Source organism: Streptomyces apricus (genome assembly GCF_008369065.1).
In the GTDB taxonomy this organism is placed as follows: domain Bacteria; phylum Actinomycetota; class Actinomycetes; order Streptomycetales; family Streptomycetaceae; genus Streptomyces; species Streptomyces apricus.
The window spans coordinates 29807-49077 of record NZ_VDFC01000047.1; the positions used below are offsets into that span (position 1 = coordinate 29807).

General features: G+C 72.8%; 14 protein-coding genes. 11 read left to right on the plus strand and 3 right to left on the minus strand.

Features of this window, described 5'->3' with window-relative positions:
* Positions 1–1798, minus strand: a 1798-nt coding sequence (locus FGF04_RS26605; RefSeq protein ID WP_149514367.1) for an SGNH/GDSL hydrolase family protein, incomplete at its 3' end; no start/stop codon positions are given.
* A 194-nt stretch (positions 1799–1992) separates the two neighbouring features.
* Between FGF04_RS26605 and FGF04_RS26610 the strand changes: the two genes are divergently transcribed.
* Both FGF04_RS26610 and FGF04_RS26615 read left to right on the plus strand, forming a co-directional pair.
* Positions 1993–2433, plus strand: coding sequence for a DUF6278 family protein (locus FGF04_RS26610; protein ID WP_149513897.1), 441 nt, complete (start codon positions 1993–1995; stop codon positions 2431–2433).
* 128 nt (positions 2434–2561) lie between these two features.
* Entirely contained in the window at positions 2562–3305 is a 744-nt protein-coding gene (locus FGF04_RS26615) for an amino acid ABC transporter ATP-binding protein (RefSeq protein WP_149513898.1), read from the plus strand.
* A gap of 461 nt (positions 3306–3766) precedes the next feature.
* Here FGF04_RS26615 and FGF04_RS26620 read toward each other — a convergent pair whose 3' ends face one another.
* On the minus strand, positions 3767–4531 hold the full coding sequence (locus FGF04_RS26620) for a hypothetical protein (protein ID WP_188114254.1): 765 nt from the start codon (positions 4529–4531) through the stop codon (positions 3767–3769).
* 104 nt (positions 4532–4635) lie between these two features.
* Here FGF04_RS26620 and ggt point away from each other — a divergent pair, with 104 nt between their 5' ends.
* The 7 genes from ggt to FGF04_RS26660 all read left to right on the plus strand — a co-directional run bounded on the left by ggt (position 4636) and on the right by FGF04_RS26660 (position 15591).
* On the plus strand, positions 4636–6447 hold the full coding sequence (gene ggt, locus FGF04_RS26625; RefSeq protein WP_149513899.1) for a gamma-glutamyltransferase: 1812 nt from the start codon (positions 4636–4638) through the stop codon (positions 6445–6447).
* 177 nt (positions 6448–6624) lie between these two features.
* Entirely contained in the window at positions 6625–8805 is a 2181-nt protein-coding gene (locus tag FGF04_RS40240) for a hypothetical protein (protein WP_188114255.1), read from the plus strand.
* Between the two features lie 194 nt (positions 8806–8999).
* Positions 9000–9842 carry a nitrilase-related carbon-nitrogen hydrolase gene (locus FGF04_RS26640; protein ID WP_149513900.1) on the plus strand — a complete coding sequence of 281 codons (843 nt, stop codon included), beginning with the start codon at positions 9000–9002 and terminating at the stop codon, positions 9840–9842.
* Positions 9839–11179: an aspartate aminotransferase family protein gene (locus FGF04_RS26645; RefSeq protein WP_408055668.1), complete on the plus strand. Its 1341-nt coding sequence runs from the start codon at positions 9839–9841 to the stop codon at positions 11177–11179. The genes FGF04_RS26640 and FGF04_RS26645 overlap by 4 nt, the downstream gene beginning before the upstream one ends.
* Before the next feature lie 61 nt (positions 11180–11240).
* Positions 11241–12644, plus strand: a complete 1404-nt coding sequence (hydA, locus tag FGF04_RS26650) for a dihydropyrimidinase (protein ID WP_149513901.1) — start codon at positions 11241–11243, stop codon at positions 12642–12644.
* A 42-nt stretch (positions 12645–12686) separates the two neighbouring features.
* Complete coding sequence (locus FGF04_RS26655; protein ID WP_149513902.1) at positions 12687–13706, plus strand: TIGR03842 family LLM class F420-dependent oxidoreductase; 1020 nt, start codon at positions 12687–12689, stop codon at positions 13704–13706.
* A 241-nt stretch (positions 13707–13947) separates the two neighbouring features.
* Complete coding sequence (locus FGF04_RS26660) at positions 13948–15591, plus strand: NCS1 family nucleobase:cation symporter-1 (RefSeq protein ID WP_149513903.1); 1644 nt, start codon at positions 13948–13950, stop codon at positions 15589–15591.
* A gap of 31 nt (positions 15592–15622) precedes the next feature.
* Here FGF04_RS26660 and FGF04_RS26665 read toward each other — a convergent pair whose 3' ends face one another.
* On the minus strand, positions 15623–16291 hold the full coding sequence (locus FGF04_RS26665) for a hypothetical protein (protein ID WP_188114256.1): 669 nt from the start codon (positions 16289–16291) through the stop codon (positions 15623–15625).
* Positions 16292–16485: 194 nt separating this feature from the next.
* Between FGF04_RS26665 and FGF04_RS26670 the strand changes: the two genes are divergently transcribed.
* Positions 16486–17181: a DUF4232 domain-containing protein gene (locus FGF04_RS26670; protein WP_149513905.1), complete on the plus strand. Its 696-nt coding sequence runs from the start codon at positions 16486–16488 to the stop codon at positions 17179–17181.
* Between the two features lie 136 nt (positions 17182–17317).
* Entirely contained in the window at positions 17318–19183 is a 1866-nt protein-coding gene (locus FGF04_RS26675; protein ID WP_149513906.1) for a gamma-glutamyltransferase family protein, read from the plus strand.
* Positions 19184–19271 lie beyond the last annotated feature (88 nt).

Here is a 19271-nt window from a genome sequence, read left to right on the forward strand (position 1 = left end):
ACCCCAGATCCACGGACTCCGCCAGCGCGGCCAACCCCGCATCCCCAGGATGCAGATGATCCCCGCTGTCGTAGGCGGGAAGCATCCGCGCAGGATCCCCCGGATCCCGCAACACGGCATCGAAGTCCAGCACCCCGTCGAACAGGCTCCCGGATCCGCTCCCAGGCCCGCCCGGAGGGCTGCCCTGGGAGCGGATCCACCCGTTCACCGCGGAGCGCTCCGCGTCGACCGCCGCCGTGCACCGCGCCTCACCCGCGCAGGGCGCGATCGTCGCGGCCACCACCCGCAGCCCGCGCCCGTGGGCGCGCTCGGCGACCTCCCGCAGCCCCGCGACGACCTGCTCCGCACTCGCCCCCCACCGCACGTCGTTGACCCCCTGGAACACGACGACCGTCCGCGCGGACGTCTGCGCCAGGACGTCCCGGTCCAGCCGGTGCAGCGCACTCACCCCGCCCGTGTCGGTGGACACGCCGTCGCCGGTGTACCGGTCCGTGACCACGCGGTTCGCCGAGATCCCCTGGTTGAGCACCCCGTAGCGGGGCACCGCGTCCTGGGCCCGCAGCCGGTCGGACAGCAGGTCGGGCCAGCGCCGGTTGGCGTCCCGCGTCGACTTCTCGCCGTCGGTGATGGAGTCGCCGAGCATCACCACGGACCCCGGCCCGCCGCCCACGTCGACCCCGGTCAGCAGCGGCCAGTTCAGGATCGTCGAGGTGTACGCGTCCGGCCCGGCGTCCGCCGCGTGGTCACCGGGCCCGCTGACGTACGACTGCTGCACGGCCAGGGCATGCACGGGCGCCGCCGTCACCGTCCCCGGCAGGTGGAAGCTCACGAGCAGGTTGCCGTCCGCGGGCACGTCGAGGCCCAGCGGATCGCTGAACCCCTGCGCCCCGGCCGGGATGTCGAGTCCGGCGGAGCCCCGGAAGGACAGCGGTACGGGAGCGCCCCGCGCGGCAGCCCCGGACCCCTGCACGGCCACCGTCGCGCTGCCGATCCGTACGGGCCCGGCGGCGAAGGTGTTGTCGAGGCGGATCCGCACCCGCGGCCCGCCGGCCGAGGTGTGCACCACCAGCCGCAGCGTCCGGTCCGTCCAGGGCCCGACCGCGGTGTAGCCGGACGAGGACGCGGCCCAACTCCCGGTCCAGCCACGGCTTTCGGGGCGTACGGCCAGGGCGAACACATGCAGGTCGGCGTTGACCGGGAGGCGCACGGAGTCCACCGTGCGCCCTCGGACGAGGGGCACGGTCACGACGTACAGCTTCGCCTTCTCGGCGCGCTGCCCGCCGGGCGTGTTGACGTGCGGCAGCGCCACGGCCTTGGTGGCGAGCGGCCCGGCGCGCCAGTCCGGGGCGGTCAGCCGGTAGGAGGAGCGCGAACCGTCGAGGTACCGCACCGTGCCCGTGCCGCTCTCCTCGCCGCCGCCCGTGCCCGCGACCAGGAAGGCGAGCGCGTCACCCCGGCCGCGCACCCGCACGGACTGCCCGTCGGCGCGTACGTTGTCGGGCTCGCCCGGCGCCCGGCGCGGCAGGGCCAGCCGGGCGCCCTGGACCGTCAGCGCACGTCCCGGTGTCCAGCCGGCGGCGGTCAGGTCCTGCGCCGACAGGGAGCCGCCCGCGCCGTCGAAGTCCGCCCCGGCGGGCCGCGCGTCGTCGCTCACGGCCGTGTTGTCGAAGTGCCGCTCCAGCGGGACGGGCCGGGGTGCGGCCCGCGGCGCGGCCTCCGCGGGAACCGCCAGTGCGATCGGGACCGTTGTGGACAGCAGAGCAAGGGCGACGGCTTTGCCCCACACACGTCGGCGCACACCGACTCCTCCCGCTCGCGGACGCTCACGACGCAGTGCTGACGCCCTCTGACGAGGCGACAGATGCACCGTGAAGCTAAAGAGACGGCGGGGACTCGTCAATGAGGCAGGCGCGAACGGCGTACGAACGTGGCGGGAACAGCGGTCCGCGCGCCCTGTGGTGCACCGGGTGATACGGATGAAAGGCTGTGTGTATGAACATCCCTTTCCTGGGCAACTGGCGCAAGAAGCGCGACCCCGCGAGGGGGGTCGCCCTCTTCCCGGACGGCGAGAGCGACCACGAGGGAGTGGCCGAACTGCTCTCCGAATGCGAACTGCTGCGCTCGCAGGCCCAGCAGGCGGGGATCGAACTCGACGACTCGGCGGCCTCGTTGGAGGCGCTGGACCAGCTGCTGCCGCGCTGGCGCGACGACGAGGAGAGCCTGCCCTGGCTCGGCAACGACGCCGGTCTCTACCTCGGCACGGTCATCGTCCGCTCGGTCCCCGGCGCGGTCTGGGAGGTCTGGCCCAACGGGCAGCCGGTCGTGCGGCTGGAGTCGGGGCGGGAGATCGACGTGGTCGTCTCGGGCCACGAGTGGGCCGCCAGCGGCGTACCCGAACTGTCCCAGCTGTACGCCGAGGTGGCCGAAGCGTGAGGCTCTGGCCTGGACCGACTACGTAAATACGGCTAATGCCCGATAAGTGCGTGTCGCGTATTTGCCCCGCTCGTCGTGCGGATAGTTTGCGGCGACCGCGACACGGCTGAGAGTGGGTAGGGCTGAGGATGGCCGTCGATCCGTTGATCGAGCTGCGTGACGTCAACAAGCACTTCGGGGAGCTGCACGTACTGCGGGACATCAACCTCACCGTCGGCAAGGGGGAGGTGGTCGTCGTCATCGGCCCCTCGGGGTCGGGCAAGTCGACCCTCTGCAGGGCGATCAACCGTCTGGAGCCCATCGGGTCGGGCGAGATCAAGCTGGACGGGCGGCTCCTGGCGCGGGAGGGCAAGGACCTCGCGAGGCTCCGCGCCGAGGTGGGGATGGTGTTCCAGTCCTTCAACCTCTTCGCGCACAAGACGGTCCTGCAGAACGTCTCGCTGGGCCAGATCAAGGTGCGCGGCCGCAAGAAGGCCGAGGCCGACCGGCGCTCGCTCGAACTGCTCGACCGGGTGGGACTGGCCTCGCAGGCCCCGAAGTACCCGGCGCAGCTGTCCGGCGGCCAGCAGCAGCGCGTGGCCATCGCCCGCGCCCTCGCCATGGACCCCAAGGCACTGCTCTTCGACGAGCCGACCTCGGCGCTCGACCCGGAGATGATCAACGAGGTCCTGGAGGTCATGCGGCAGCTCGCCCGCGACGGCATGACGATGGTCGTCGTCACCCACGAGATGGGCTTCGCGCGCTCGGCGGCCAACCGGGTCGTCTTCATGGCCGACGGGGCCGTCGTCGAGGACCGCAGCCCGGAGGAGTTCTTCACCGCTCCGCGCAGCGACCGCGCGAAGGACTTCCTCTCCAAAATCCTCACACACTGAGCGAGGGGCGTGATCATGACCTGTACGGCACGTGAACGCCTTGTCCGGCGGCGTCCGACGTCCTCCCCGCGACCGCCTCCCGCGGCCCGCACGCCGCCCCCGGGACCCGTGTCGGGGCCCAACTCCCCTTCCACGGGGGAGGATCGGCGTCGCCCGCCGGCCGCGGCGCGCGGCTCCACCGTGCCGGTGGGCCCGCCGGGCCGGGCCTCGACTACGCTTTGTCGTTCATCCCTGCGGTGACGGAGGCTCTCGAAGACGCCTCGGCCGACCCGGGGACGCTGCTGCCGGGCACGCGGTGGCGAAGGGCAATGGCCCGTCCGGCAGCAGCCGGAGATCACTGCTCGCGCAGCGGGACCGACCGGTACGACGGGTCGGCCGCGGCGGGCGGAAGGTCAGCTGCGCCGGTCGGGTTGTCGCCCGCCGGACGTCCCGGCGGCATCGACCGTGCTTGTGGACAGCCCTCAGGGCGCCCGGTGCGTGGTGCGGGCCGGGGGAGTGGGTGTCGCGGGCAGCGGGGTCTGCGCGGCCCGCGTGACGTCGGCGACCAGCTCGACGACGTCCGGCCCGTACGCCTGGGAGTTCACCACCTTCAGCAGCAGGGCGAAGGAGCCGTCGCGGTGCTTGCGGTACAGCCGCTCGTGGTTGCGGGCCAGATAGCGGGTCGCCGCCTGGTTGGTGATGGCGCGCTGGCCGCAGAAGAGGAACACGGGCCGGCCCGGGCCCTCCTGCCCCGCGGTGAGCCGTGCGAGCAGTACGTACTCGGCCAGTCCCGGTTCCATGCGGTGCCGCTCGGTGCCTATCTGGAACGCCAGGCGGTCCGGACCGGGCTCCGGGTCGACGTTCACCCGCACCCCCGGCAGCATCGCCTGCATGTGCGCGGCCATCCGGCGGTTGGACCCGGGGCCGCCGACGCAGAACTCCGTGCGCTCCCCGAAGCCCTGCCGGGCCGCGTCCTGCGTGATCACGTCGGCGTGCGCGTTGCAGTCCTTGATCAGGGCGGCGAGCTCCAGGAGCGCGAACACGTCGTAGCGGTGGACCGCCAGATCGGCGCTGCCCGCGTCGCGGTTGACCACCAGCAGCGACTCGGAGTGGTCGGGCAGCCCGAAGAAGGCCTGCTTGCGGCGGAGCCTGCGCTTCCACAGGTAGGTCCGGGCGATCCAGCCCAGCGAGGCGCTCAGGCCCGCCGCGATCACCCCCAGGACGATGTTGCGCACGTCGTCAGTCATGGGCGCGCATGCTAGCGGGCACACGTATCGGTGTTCGAGAGGGACCTGACGCGGCCATGCCGTGGAAGTTACGCTGCGCGGACGGTCGTTCACTGGAGGTACGGATGGGGCGCACGGTCGCGCGGAGGTTCGCGGTACCGGCGGTATTGGCCGCCATGGTGTCGGTGGGGGCGGCGCCGCCCTCCTCGGGAAGTGCCGCGAGCGGTTCGGAGCAGGCGCCGAAGGTCCCGGTCGCCGTCGGGTACGGCGGGGCCGTCGCGAGCGTCGACGCGGACGCCTCGGCCGCCGGGGTGGAGATCCTGCGCAAGGGCGGCAACGCGGTCGACGCGGCCGTGGCCACGGCCGCCGCCCTCGGCGTCACCGAGCCCTACTCGTCGGGCATCGGCGGAGGCGGCTACTTCGTCTACTACGACGCGAAGTCCCGTACGGTGCGGACGATCGACGGGCGCGAGACGGCGCCCCTGACCGCCGACGCCGGGCTCTTCCTGGAGAACGGGCAGCCGATCCCGTTCGCCGACGCGGTCACCAGCGGACTGGGCGTCGGCACGCCCGGCACGCCCGCCACCTGGCAGACGGCACTGGACAGCTGGGGCAGCAAGCCGCTCGGGTCGCTGCTGAAGCCCGCGGAGCGGCTGGCGCGGGACGGGTTCACCGTCGACGCCACCTTCCGCTCGCAGACCGAGTCCAACGAGGCCCGGTTCAGGAACTTCCCGGACACGGCCGAGCTGTTCCTGCCGGGCGGCGCGCTGCCGGTGGTCGGCTCCACGTTCAAGAACCCCGACCTGGCGCGCACCTACCAGGAGCTGGGCCGCAAGGGCGTGGGGGCGCTCTACCGGGGCGAGCTGGCCCGGGACATCGTGGACACGGTCAACGAGCCGCCGGTGGCGCCGGGATCGGGCTACAACGCCCGGCCGGGCGACCTGTCGCTCAAGGACCTCGCGGCGTACCGGGCGAAGCGGCAGGCGCCCACGAAGACCTCGTACCGGGGCCTCGGCGTCTACTCCATCGCCCCCTCCTCCTCAGGCGGCACCACCGTCGGCGAGGCCCTCAACATCCTGGAGGACACCGACCTCTCCAAGGCCTCCGACGTCCAGTACCTGCACCGGTACATCGAGGCCAGCCGGATCGCGTTCGCCGACCGGGGCCGCTGGGTGGGCGACCCGGCCTTCGAGGACGTACCGACGAAGGAACTGCTGTCGCAGGAGTTCGCCGACTCGCGCGCGTGCCTCATCAAGGACGACGCGGTGCTCACGAGTCCGCTGGCGCCGGGCGACCCGCGTCACCCGGCCGCCTGCCGGGCCGGCGGCAAGGCCGCGCCGACGACGTACGAGGGCGAGAACACGACCCATCTGACGGTGGCCGACAAGTGGGGCAACGTCGTCGCCTACACCCTCACCATCGAGCAGACCGGCGGCAGCGGGATCACCGTCCCGGGCCGCGGGTTCATCCTCAACAACGAGCTGACCGACTTCTCCTTCGCGCCGGCCAGCCCGGCCGTCCACGACCCGAACCTGCCCGGACCGGGCAAGCGGCCGCGCTCGTCCATCTCGCCCACGATCGTGCTCGACCGGCACGCCAAGCCGGTGGTGGCGCTCGGGTCGCCCGGTGGCGCGACCATCGTCACGACGGTCCTGCAGACGCTGACCGGGTTCCTCGACCGCGGGCTGCCGCTCGTGGACGCGATCGCCGCCCCGCGCGCCAGCCAGCGCAACCAGACGACCACGGAGCTCGAACCGGGGCTGTGGGACAGCCCGGTGCGGGCGCAGCTGGAGGTCCTCGGTCACGGGTTCCGGCAGAACCCCGAGATCGGCGCGGCGACCGGGGTCCAGCGGCTGCCGGACGGGAAGTGGCTGGCCGCCGCGGAGACCGTACGGCGGGGCGGCGGATCGGCGATGGTGGTGCGGCCGGCGCACTAGCCGGRGCGCCGCGGTTCCCCGTCCCGGGGAGGGCATGGCCGGGGGCCCTGCTCACCGTCCGGGGCGGGGAACGTACGCTGCGTTCGGGGCGAAAAGTCGGTGCAGGTAGCGCTTCCGTAACACGGATGGTGTTTTCTACCGGATCGGAGTACTCCGGTCCGGCATGGGGTGAACGCAATGGCAGTGGAACAGCTCCCCGGTCAGGTCCGGGAGTTCGCGCAGTACTTCGGTGGCCTGCTGTCCCGGCTCGACCAGGGCGGCGGCTGGTGCGGGGTGTTCTGGCAGCGCGACCCCGACGGGATGCGGGCCTGCCTGGACGGCACGGAGGTGCCGCCGTGGGATGTCGTGCAGGCCGTACTGCAGGACCTGGCCGCCGAGTACGGGGACCCGGCCGCGGCCCAGGAGACCGAGCGGGCGCGGGCGCTGCACGGGGTGGCCCTGACCGCGTACGACGCCCGGCCCGGCGGCCGGGACGCCCTCGGCGACCGCCTCGACGTCATGCTGCGGGAGCAGCGGTACGCGGCCGAACGGCTCGCGGAGCTGGGGCGCGCGCTGGGGGCGGCCACCAGCCGGGCCGAGACCGACGCCCTCGAACTGGACCTGGCCTGGGCCCGCGACGACCACGACCGCGCGACGGCCCGCTGCGCGGAACTGCGCACCCGCATGGACGAACTGGACCGCCGGACGGTCGGCGGACACGCACAGGAGACCCTGGCGATCCCGAGGATCACCCACGCCGCCGACGAGGTGGTGTGGATCGACGAACCGGGGGAGGACCGGCCGGTCGCCGGCCCGGGCGGGGTCGCCGGGGACGGCGAGGGTGACGAGGTCCGCTGGTCCGGCGGGGACGGCGGGGGTGACCAGGCTCGTTGGTCCGGCGGGGACGGCGGTGCCGACGAGGCCAGCTGGTCCGGCGGGGCCGATGGGGCTGACGGGGGCGACGAGGCCCGTTGGTCCCGCGGGGCCGATGGGTCCGGTGAGGGCGACCAGGCCCGTTGGTCCGGCAGGGCAGACGGGGACGACGGGGCCCGCCGGCCCGGCGGGCGCGGGCCCGTTCCGGTCGCTGCCCCGCACGGGGACGTCCGGCGGCCGGCGCCGGACGAGGACGACTGGCCGGCTCCCCGGCACGACATCGCACCGGACCGGGCCGCGCCCGGGGCTCCCGCCCCGGACCCGACTCCGGGTCCGGCTTCGGGCCCGGGTCGGGCTTCGGGCCTGGGCCAGGTTCCGGGTCAGGCTTCCGGCCCGGCTGCGGGCTCCGGCACCGACCCGGTGACCGGTGCCGACCCGGCCTTCGGCTCCGCTTCGGGGCTCACCCCCGGCTCCGGGTCCGTCTTCGACCCCGGCCCCCCCTTCGGTCCCGGCCCCGACCTGGCCTCCGGCCCGGTGTCCAGCCCTACCTTCGACACCGGGGCCGGCTCCGGCTCCGCCTTCGGCTCGGGGGCCGGCCCTGACCCCAGGGCCGCCTTCGGTTCGGGGACCGGCCCCGGGGACGGCTCCGAAGGCGGTTTCGGTGGGGACGGCGTGTCCGGTGGGGAGTCCGTCTTCGACAAGGGGCGCGCCTTCGACGAGGGGCTGGCGCCCTACGCCGGACCCGCCCCGCACGACACCGCCCCGCCGGAGGCCGTCGCGCCGCATCCCGAGGGGCACCCGGAGGAGGAACCCCCCGCGTCCAAGCAGCGGCCCCGGCGCCGTATACGGGGCAGGGTCCGCGGCAGCGCCCGGTTCGCCGGTGAGATAGACCCGGCGACGGCGCCGGACGGGGGCGCCGGCAGCCCCGTAGCCCCGTCTCCCGCGCAGGAGAAGCCGCGGCGCGAGGCGCTGGACGACGAGGCGCGGCGCGCCACGGTCGAGACCGTCACTCACCTGGTGCGGCTGCGCGGCGAGGGCCGTACCGGCGAGGCGCACGCCGTGCTGGTCGAGGCCGCGTACTGGCCCGCGGCCCGCCTCCCGCTGCTCGCCGCCGAACTGCACCGCGCCGGTCTCGGCGCCGACTGGGCCACCCTCCTGTGGGAGGCGGTCTCGCTGCCCGCCGACCGCCTGGTCGCCGCGGCCGACGCACTGGCCGCCGCGGGCCGCACGGCGGACGGGGAGCAGATGCTGCGCCAGGGCGTGGCCCGCCCGGCCCCGGAGATCGGCGAGGCCGTCCTGGGCCTGGTCCGGGCGGACCGCCACCGCGAGGCCCGCGCCCTCGTCGACGCGTACGTCCGCACCCGCGCCCCCGAGGAGGCCGCCCGCAGCGTCGACGCCGATCCGAAGCTCCTCGCGCCGCTCCTCCTGGAGGCGGCCCGCGGTGTCTCGGAGCAGCGTCACTGGGACCTGGTCCATGCCCTGCGCGTCGCCGGGCACACGGCGTAGGACCCGGCGCCCGGTGGGCAGCGGGCGCCCGCGAGGGCGCCGCCCGCTCACCCACCGGGGTGCGAAACATGATCGACTCCGCCTGTTGACGACGATGGTCTTGCCCAGCGCTGCGGCGAGGCTTACTTTCAGGTCTCTACGCCCCGTGTCTACGGGCGTAGAGGCTCTCTGACGTCACGTCGAAGGAGCAGCTCATGGCCAACGTCGTACGCGCCGCCCTGGTCCAGGCGACCTGGACCGGCGACACCGCATCCATGGTCGCCAAGCACGAGGAGCACGCCCGCGAGGCGGCCCGTCAGGGCGCGAAGATCATCGGATTCCAGGAAGTCTTCAACGCCCCCTACTTCTGCCAGGTCCAGGAAGCGGAGCACTACCGCTGGGCGGAACCCGTACCGGACGGCCCGACCGTCACCCGGATGCGGGAACTGGCCCGCGAGACCGGCATGGTGATCGTGGTCCCGGTCTTCGAGGTCGAGCAGTCCGGCTTCTACTTCAACACCGCGGCCGTCATCGACGCCGACGGCACGTACCTCGGCAAGTACCGCAAGCACCACATCCCGCAGGTCAAGGGCTTCTGGGAGAAGTACTACTTCAAGCCGGGCAACCTCGGCTGGCCCGTCTTCGACACCGCGGTCGGCAAGGTCGGCGTCTACATCTGCTACGACCGCCACTTCCCGGAGGGCTGGCGCCAACTCGGCCTGAACGGCGCCCAGCTCGTCTACAACCCCTCCGCGACCTCCCGGGGCCTGTCCGCCCACCTGTGGCAGCTGGAGCAGCCCGCGGCGGCCGTCGCCAACGAGTACTTCGTCGCCGCGATCAACCGGGTCGGCCAGGAGGAGTACGGGGACAACGACTTCTACGGGACCTCGTACTTCGTCGACCCCCGGGGCCAGTTCGTCGGCGAGCCCGCGAGCGACAAGAGCGAGGAACTCGTCGTGCGCGACCTCGACCTCGGCCTGATCGAGGAGGTCCGGCAGCAGTGGGCGTTCTACCGGGACCGCCGCCCCGACGCGTACGAAGGGCTGGTGCAGCCGTGACGACGGACGCTTCGCAGGGCGGTGCGGCACGGGAGCCGGCGCGCGGCCGGGACGCGGACCTGCTGCGGCGCCACCGGGCCGTCCTGCCCGACTGGCTCGCCCTCTACTACGGCGAGCCCCTCGAACTCACCCACGGCGAGGGCCGCCACGTGTGGGGCGCCGACGGCACCCGCTACCTCGACTTCTTCGGCGGCATCCTCACCACGATGACCGCGCACGCCCTGCCCGAGGTGACGAAGGCCGTCAGCGAGCAGGCCGGCCGGATCAACCACTCCTCCACGCTCTACCTCAACCGGCCGATGGTCGACCTGGCCGAGCGGATCGCCCGGCTGTCGGGCATCCCGGACGCGCGCGTCTTTTTCACGACCTCCGGCACCGAGGCCAACGACACCGCGCTGATGCTGGCCACCGCGTACCGCCGCAGCAACCAGATCCTGGCGATGCGCAACAGCTACCACGGCCGCTCGTTCAGCGCGGTCGGCATCACCGGCAACAAGGGCTGGTCGCCGACCAGCCTGTCCCCTCTCCAGACGCTGTACGTGCACGGCGGCGTCCGCACCCGCGGCCCCTACGCGCACCTGGACGACGCCGCCTTCGTCGCGGCCTGCGTCGCCGACCTGGAGGACCTGCTCGGCCACGTGCGCGCGCCCGCCGCCCTCATCGCCGAACCCGTCCAGGGCGTCGGCGGCTTCACCTCGCCGCCGGACGGCCTGTACGCGGCGTTCCGCGAGGTCCTCGCCGCGCGCGGCATCCTGTGGATCGCCGACGAGGTGCAGACCGGCTGGGGCAGGACCGGCGACCACTTCTGGGGCTGGCAGGCGCACGCGCAGAACGGCCCGCCGGACATCCTGACCTTCGCCAAGGGCATCGGCAACGGCATGTCCATCGGCGGGGMCGTCGCCCGCGCCGAGATCATGAACTGCCTCGACGCCAACTCCATCTCCACCTTCGGCGGCACCCAGGTCACCATGGCCGCCGGCCTCGCCAACCTCACGTACCTCCTGGAGCACGACCTCCAGGGCAACGCCCGCCGGGTCGGCGGACTGCTCCTCGAACGGCTGCGGGCCGTCGCCGCGCAGGTGCCGGGCGTACGGGAGGTCCGGGGCCGCGGACTCATGATCGGCGTCGAGCTGGTGAAGCCCGGCACCGACCTGGCCGACCCGGACGCGGCGGCCGCCGTGCTCGAAGCGGCGCGCGAGGAGGGCCTGCTGATCGGCAAGGGCGGCGGTCACGACACCAGCGTCCTGCGCATCGCCCCGCCCCTGTCGCTCACCGTCGCGGAGGCCGAGGAGGGCGCCGCGATGCTGGAACGCGCCCTGCGCAGCGCCCTGCGCTGAGGAGCCGAGCCGGCCACCCCCTCGCCGGGGGGCGCCCGTCAGGACAGACAGGAGTCGAACCATGAGCACCCGTACAGTCATCCGCGGTGGTCTGGTGATCACCGCATCGGACGAGCTCCACGCGGACGTCCTCGTCGAGGACGGCCGCATCGCCGCCCTGGCGGCCACCGGCACCCCCGCCGCCCAGGCGTGGACGGCCGGCCGGACCATCGACGCGAGCGGCAAGTACGTGATCCCGGGCGGCGTCGACGCCCACACCCACATGGAGCTGCCCTTCGGCGGCACCTTCGCCTCCGACACCTTCGAGACCGGCACCCGCGCCGCCGCCTGGGGCGGCACCACCACGATCATCGACTTCGCGGTCCAGAGCGTCGGCCGCTCCCTGCGCGAGGGCCTCGACGCGTGGAACGCCAAGGCCGACGGCAAGTGCGCCGTCGACTACGGCTTCCACATGATCGTCTCCGACGTCAACGAGGACACCCTCAAGGAGATGGACCTGCTGGTCGAGGAGGGCGTCACCTCCTTCAAGCAGTTCATGGCCTACCCCGGCGTCTTCTACAGCGACGACGGCCAGATCCTGCGCGCCATGCAGCGCTCCGCCGAGAACGGCGGCCTCATCATGATGCACGCCGAGAACGGCATCGCGATCGACGTATTGGTGGAACAGGCGCTCGCGCGGGGCGAGACCGATCCGCGTTTCCACGGCGAGGTCCGCAAGGCGCTCCTGGAGGCCGAGGCCACCCACCGTGCCATCAGGCTCGCCCAGGTGGCCGGCGCCCCGCTGTACGTCGTGCACGTCTCGGCGACCGAGGCCGTCGCCGAGCTGACCAGGGCCCGCGACGACGGCCTGAACGTGTTCGGCGAGACCTGTCCGCAGTACCTGTTCCTGTCCACCGACAACCTCGCGGAGCCGGACTTCGAGGGCGCCAAATACGTGTGCTCGACGCCGCTGCGGCCCAAGGAGCACCAGGCGGCCCTGTGGCGGGGCCTGCGCACCAACGACCTCCAGGTCGTCTCCACCGACCACTGCCCCTTCTGCTTCACGGGCCAGAAGGAGCTGGGCCGGGGCGACTTCTCGAAGATCCCCAACGGCCTGCCGGGCGTCGAGAACCGGATGGACCTGCTCCACCAAGCCGTGGTCGACGGGCACATCTCGCGCCGCCGCTGGATCGAGATCGCCTGCGCCACCCCGGCCCGGATGTTCGGCCTGTACCCGAAGAAGGGGACGATCGCGCCGGGCGCCGACGCGGACGTCGTCGTCTACGACCCGCACGCCGAGCAGGTCATGTCCGCCGGGACCCACCACATGAACGTCGACTACTCGGCGTACGAGGGCAGGCGCACCACCGGCCGTGTCGAGACGGTCCTCTCGCGCGGCGAACTCGTCATCACCGACCGGGAGTTCACCGGACGGGCCGGGCACGGCGTCTACACCCCCCGCTCCACCTGCCAGTACCTCCTCTGAACCTCCTTCGAAGCTCTTCCGAACGAACCAGGAGCGGTGCCCATGGACTTCGGACTCGTCCTGCAGACCGACCCACCGGCCTCCCGCGTCATCAGCCTGATGAAGCGGGCCGAGCGCAACGGCTTCACGTACGGCTGGACCTTCGACTCCGCCGTGCTCTGGCAGGAGCCGTTCGTGATCTACAGTCAGATCCTCTCGCAGACCACGAAGCTCAAGGTCGGCCCGATGGTGACGAACCCGGGCACCCGCACCTGGGAGGTCACCGCCTCCACCTTCGCCACGCTCAACGACATGTTCGGCAACCGCACGGTCTGCGGCATCGGACGCGGCGACTCGGCGATGCGGGTGGCCGGCCGCAAGCCCAACACCCTCGCCCGGATCAGCGAGGCCATGAAGGTGATCCGGGCCCTGGGGCGGGGCGAGGAGGCCGACCTCGGCGGCACGGCGGTCAGGTTCCCGTGGATCGGGCCGGGCGCCGAACTGCCCGTCTGGATGGCCGCGTACGGACCCAAGGCGCTGAAGATGACCGGCGAGGAGGCCGACGGGTTCATCCTCCAGCTCGCCGACCCGTACCTCACCGCGTACATGGTCGGGGCGGTGCGGGCCGCGGCGGTGGCGGCCGGACGCGATCCGGCCGACGTCACGATCTGCGTGGCCGCGCCCGCCTACGTCACCGAGGACGACTCGCCCGCGGCGCTCGCCCACGCGCGTGAGCAGTGCCGCTGGTTCGGCGGCATGGTGGGCAACCACGTCGCCGACCTCGTCGCCAGGTACGGCGAGCACTCCGCGGCCGTCCCGGAGGAACTGACCGACTACATCAAGGCCCGCGAGGGCTACGACTACTCCCACCACGGACGCAGCGGGAACCCCGACACGCAGTTCGTGCCCGACGAGATCGTCGACCGGTTCTGCCTGATCGGCACCGTCGAGCAGCACGTCGCGAAGCTGGACGCCCTGCGCGCGCTGGGTGTTGACCAGTTCGCCCTGTACGCCATGCACGATGCGCAGGAAGCGGTCGTCGAGACGTACGGATCGGACGTCATTCCCGCCGTCAATGGTTGACGGTCATCCTCTTTGCCGTCAACGGTTGACGGCATCCAGGTCCGCCATCAACCGTTGGCGGATTTCGGGTCCGCCGTCAACCGTTGCGGCGATCTCCAGTTCCGCCGTCAATTGTTGCGGCGGTCTCCAGGTCGTCCCCTTCCCCCCTCCCCGGGAAGGGGACCGCAGCACCCGCCGCACGCATCCCCCCAGGTGTCACCCGCACGGCCTTTCCCGTCCCGCCTCATCGATTGGCCTGCTCATGACCGAAACCGTCCCCACGGAACCGCCGACACCCCCGACGTCCACGTCTCCGTCCGCGTCCGCCTCCACGTCCCAGTCCACTCACGCCGACGGCCGCGTGGAACTCGGTCCCGGGGCCTTCCCCGCCGACAGCCCCTTCGCCAACGAGGACCTGCGGCCCGTCCCGGTCGCCGAACGCAGGTGGACGACGTACAACTTCGCGGCGCTGTGGATCTCCATGGCCCACTGCATCCCCAGCTGGACCCTGGCCTCCGGTCTGGTCGCCCTCGGCATGGACTGGAAGCAGGCCGTCCTCACCATCGCGCTGGCCAACGTCATCGTGCTGCTGCCGATGCTGGCCACCGGGCACGCCGGACCCAAGTACGGCATCCCCTTCCCCGTCCTGGCCCGGGCCTCCTTCGGGCTGCGCGGGGCCAACGTCCCGGCACTGATCCGGGCGGCCGTGGCCTGCGGCTGGTTCGGCATCCAGACCTGGATCGGCGGCAGCGGCATCTTCGCGCTCGGCTCCAAGCTGACCGGCGGGGAGTGGGAGGAAGCGGGGCGGATCGGGGGCCACCCCTGGCCGCTGTGGCTGTGCTTCCTCCTCTTCTGGGCGCTGCAGATCGCCATCATTTACCGTGGCATGGACTTCCTGCGCCGCTTCGAGAACTGGGCCGCGCCCGTCGTGATCGTCGGCGCCTTCGCGCTGCTGATCTGGATAGCCGTCAAGGCCGACGGCTTCGGCGCGCTGCTCGACCAGCCCTCGAAGCTCGGCTGGGGCGCCGACTTCTGGCCGGTCTTCTTCCCGTCCCTGATGGGCATGATCGGCTTCTGGGCGACGCTGTCGCTCAACATTCCCGACTTCACCCGCTTCGGCGCCAGCCAGAAGGCACAGACCTGGGGGCAGAGTCTCGGGTTGCCGACGACGATGACGCTCTTCGCGGTCCTCGCCGTGCTGGTCACCTCCGGCTCGGAGGCCGTCTACGGGGAGCCCATCTGGGACCCTGTCGCCCTCGCCGCCAGGACGGACAACGCCTTCGGCCTGCTCTTCGCGCTCTTCATCGTGCTCATCGCCACGATCTCCGTGAACATCGCGGCGAACGTGGTCTCACCGGCGTACGACCTGTCCAACCTGGCGCCGAAGTTCATCAACTTCCGTACCGGCGCGCTGATCACGGGGGTCATCGGCATCCTGATCTTCCCGTGGAAGCTGATCTCCACCCCGGAGTTCTACATCTTCACCTGGCTCGGGGTGGTCGGCGGCCTGCTCGGCACGGTCGCCGGCATCCTGATCGCCGACTACTGGATCGTCCGGCGTACGGTCCTGCACCTGGCCGACCTCTACACGCCGGGCGGGCGCTACTGGTACACGAACGGCTGGAACTGGCGGGCGGTGCTGGCCTTCGTGATCGGCGGCGTCCTGGCCGTCGGCGGCTCGTACTCGACCGTCGACGCCGAGGGGGAGAAGCTGGGCCCGTTCCCGGTCGACGGGATCATCCCGTTCCTCAAGCCGCTCGCGGACTACGGATGGGCGGTCGGCGTCGCCTCGTCGCTCGTCCTGTACGTCGCACTGATGGCACCCCTGCAACGGGCCGAACGGGCCGAACGGGCCGAACGGGCCGAGCGGGCCGAAAGGGCTGAACGCACCGCCGGAACCGTCTGACGACGGAGGGCGGGCCGCGTCGGGCGACGCCCTACTGGGCGGCCTCCAGCGCGGCCATGCCCTCCTTGGCCGCCTTGATGGCGCCCTTGTTGATCTCGTCCGTACCGGGTGCCTTCTTGGACTCGAAGTCACTGCCGTTGTACGTGACGACCACCAGGGCGTTGGAGGCACGGACGACGACCGTGCCCTCGCGCGTCTGCTGCTTGTCGGTGGTGGACAGGTTCACCACGGAATAGGCCTCGTCCCCGACACCGGGGACCTGGCCGCCGCCGTTCTTCTCCGCGGTGCGCTGCCGGTAGGCGGCCTGCGCACTCTCGTCGGACTTCTTGATCTCGTACGAGATGTCGAGCCAGCGGTAGTCGAAGCCCTTGAGCGCGTTCCAGGAACAGGTGCGGCGCAGCGACTCGTCGGTCGAGGGGATCTCCTTGCCGGCCGTCTTGGCGCCGGGTACCAGCGAGGCCACCGTCTTCTTCGTCACGCCCTCGCACGGCGCGGGGGAGTCGCGGTAGGTACGGCTGGCGGCGGCGGTCGCGGGTGCCGAGGGCGAGGCCGAGGCCGGGCTGTCGGGGGCGGACTTCTTCTCCGCGGCCGCAGGCGCGGCGAGCGGCCCGGACGACAGCGCCCAGCCCGCCGTGGCGAGCACGACGACCGGTGCCAGACGCGCGGCGAGAGTGAGCGGAAGAGAACGCACGGCGCACATTTCGTGGGGGACGGTGCGGAGGGCCCGCACGGCGGACGGGACGCCAGTGTCACACGAGTGGCTGTAGGGCGGAAGTGAGAACTCGCTCCGTGCCCGCGCGGTGACAGTACCTACTGTTCCCGCCGGCCGAGGACCGTGCCGGATACGGCGGATTCGGTGGTTCCCGGGGGCGGGGCCCGTGTGATGATCGGCCCGTGACCTCGACCATGACCGCGACCGTGAGCGTGAGAAGCCCGAGGCGGTTCCGCACCGCCGCCCTCCTCTGTCTGTTGGTGCTGGGGGCGAACGGATGCGGTTTCTCCGCCGAACTGGACCGTGAGGTCAACCCGGAACGCACACCGACGCCGACGCAGGGGCCGGTGGAGGGGCCGGTGGAGGTGGCTCCGAGCCCTGAGGGGACGGGGCCGTCGCCCTCGCCCCCGTTCGGGACCGCCGAGCCGTCCACCGCCGTCTCCGGTCTGCAGACAGAGGGCTGTCCGAAGTCCGGCCTGCGGTTCGCGGCCGACCAGGGCGACGCCGCGATGGGACTGCGCGCCATGGGCCTCGACGTCACCAACTGCGGTGACGAGCCCAGGAAGTTGGACGGCTATCCGGCCGTCACCGTCCTGGACGCCGCGGGCGACCCGTTCCCCGGCGTGAGGACCGTCCGGGGCACCGACCAGGTGTCCATGGCGCCGGAGGACCCCGGCCCCCGGCCGATCACGCTCGCCCCCGGCGAGAGCGCGCACGCGGCCCTGTACTGGCGGATGCACAACACGGACGGCGTGTACCTCCGCGTCGCCGCACGGCAGGGCGACGCCACCGTGACCGTGCAGCCCCCGAACCCGCTCGACATCGGCCCGGAGAACGTACTGGGGACGACGGCCTGGCAGCCCTCGCAGGCCCGCTAGCGGGGACGTCTGCGTACCATCGCCGGATGCCCGCGGCGCACTCCACGGGCCTGCTCGCAGCTCCGTAGTCCCGTAGTCCCGCAGTGAGGAGTTCCCCGTGTTCACGACCCGGCCCACCCTCCAAGGCACATTCGGAATGGTGTCCTCCACGCACTGGCTCGCCTCGCAGTCGGCGATGGCCGTGCTGGAGGACGGCGGCAACGCCTTCGACGCCGCCGTCGCCGCGGGGTTCGTGCTGCACGTCGTCGAGCCGCACCTCAACGGGCCCGCCGGCGAGGTGCCGATCATCCTCGCCCCGGCCGGGGGCGAGGTGCGGGTGCTGTGCGGGCAGGGGGTGGCACCGGCCGGCGCCACGGTCGCCCACTACCGGAGCCTCGGCCTGGACCTCGTACCCGGCACCGGCCCGCTCGCGGCCGCCGTGCCCGGCGCCTTCGACGCGTGGATGCTGCTCCTGCGCGACCACGGCACGAAGTCCCTGGCGGACGTCCTGAAGTACGCCGTCGGGTACGCGCGGGACGGGCACGCGCCCGTGGAGCGCGTCGGCGAGACCGTGGAGACGGTGCGCGAGCTCTTCGCGACCGAGTGGACGTCCTCGGCGGAGGTGTACCTGCCCGGCGGCGAACCCCCGCGGCCGGGCGAGCTGTTCCGCAACCTCGCGCTGGCGGCGACCTGGCTGCGGCTGATCGCGGAGGCCACGCAGGAAGCCGCGCAGGAGGCGGCGGGCACGGGAGCGGCCGGTACGGGAGCGTCCGGGGCCGCCCGCCTCCGGGTCGCCGAGATCGAGGCCGCGCGGCGGATCTGGCGGGAGGGGTTCATCGCCGAGGCGCTCGTGCGCCAGGCGGCCCGGCCCACGCTGGACACCAGCGGCGAGCGCCACTCCGGCACCCTGACGGCGGCCGACCTGGCAGCGTGGTCGGCCACCTACGAGGCCCCGGCCACCTACGACTGGCGGGGCTGGACCCTGTGCAAGGCCGCGGCCTGGAGCCAGGGCCCGGTCTTCCTCCAGCAGCTCGCCCTGCTGCCGCCCGAGCTGCCGCGGTACGGCTCCGCCGAGTACGTGCACCTCCTCGTGGAGGGGTGCAAGCTGGCGATGGCCGACCGGGAAGCCTGGTACGGGGACGCGGGTGAGGTGCCTGCGCCGGAGCTGCCGGCCGAGCTGCTGTCTCCGGAGTACAACGCCGGGCGGCGGGCGCTGATCGGGGAGAAGGCCTCGTACGAGCTGCGGCCGGGGAGCCCCGGCGGGCGGACCCCGCGGCTCAGTGTGCACGCGCGCGCGGTGGCCGCCGGGAAGGACGTCGAGGGCCCGCCCGGGGCGCCGGGCGCGGGCGAGCCCACCGTGGCGAAGCCACCGACGTCCCCCGTGCCCGGGGAGCCGGAGGTCTCGGCGGACGGCGCCACCCGCGGCGACACCTGCCACCTAGACGTCGTCGACCGCTGGGGCAACATGGTCGCGGCCACGCCCAGCGGCGGCTGGCTGCAGTCCAACCCGGTGGTGCCCGAGCTGGGCTTCCCGCTCGGCACCCGGCTCCAGATGGCCTGGCTGGAGGAGGGACTGCCCAACTCCCTGACCCCCGGGCGCCGTCCGCGGACGACCCTCACCCCGTCGCTCGCGCTGCGCGACGGGATCCCCGTCATGGCCTTCGGCACGCCCGGCGGCGACCAGCAGGACCAGTGGCAGCTGCACTTCTTCCTGGCCGTCGCCCTGCGCGAGGAGGTCCGCGGCGGCCTGGACCTCCAGGGCGCGATCGACGCCCCGAACTGGCACAACGACAGCTTCCCCGGCTCCTTCTACCCGCGCGGCATGCGCCCCGGCAGCGTGACCGTCGAGTCCCGCACGGACCCCGGGGTCGTCGAGGAACTGCGGCGCCGCGGCCACGACGTCCAGGTCGGCGAGGCCTGGTCGGAGGGGCGGCTGTGCGCGGTGGCACGGGACCCGCGGACCGGGGTGCTGTCGGCGGCGGCGAACCCGCGCGGCATGCAGGGGTACGCGGTCGGCCGCTGACCCGGGACCCGCCCCGCCGTCCCGGGCACCACCGAACGCCACCGGGCATCGCCGAGCACCACCGCACGCCGTCGCGCGTCACCGGACG